General features: G+C 56.7%; 1 protein-coding gene. It reads left to right on the plus strand.

Annotated elements, in window-relative coordinates:
• Window positions 1-110 precede the first annotated feature (110 nt).
• Entirely contained in the window at window positions 111-605 is a 495-nt protein-coding gene (rsfS, locus tag ACIF4X_RS27540) for a ribosome silencing factor (RefSeq protein WP_397484490.1), read from the plus strand.

The following is a 605-nucleotide window of genomic DNA, read 5'->3' on the forward strand; positions in this document are numbered from 1 at the left end:
ACATCGATGCGCACGGTCTGTACCGTGCGTCGAACTGAGCAAGGCGTGCTTCACTGATACGAATCCACGTATCGCCAAGCCGCCGAATATATGAGCAAAACGAGTTTTATATGACTGACAAAGACCAAACCAAAGTAAAGCGCAAAGGCACATTCAAGAGCGCCCCGCTGCCTGAGCCGATCAACACCAACGAACCGCTGAAGGGCGACGAACTGGTCAAGCTGGCCGTCGCTGCCCTGGAAGACGTCAAGGCACAAGACATCCAGATCATCGATGTTCGCGAGAAGCAGAGCATCACTGACTACATGATCATCGCCACCGGTACGTCCAACCGCCAGATCAACGCGATGCTCGACAAGGTTCGCGAAGAAGTCAAAAAACAGGGCGCCAAGCCGCTGGGCGAAGAAGGCAAGGGCGACAGCGACTGGGTGCTGCTCGACCTGGACCTGGTGATCGTGCACATGATGACTGCCTCGGCACGTCAGTTCTATGACCTGGAGCGCCTGTGGGCCGGTGCCGAGCAGAGCCGTGCGGCCGATGCCAAGCACCACAGCCCGGAAAACACCCACGAGCATTTCACCAAGCTCAACAAAGACCAGCTGTAA

The organism is Pseudomonas sp. NPDC085632, assembly GCF_044541255.1.
Lineage (GTDB): Bacteria > Pseudomonadota > Gammaproteobacteria > Pseudomonadales > Pseudomonadaceae > Aquipseudomonas.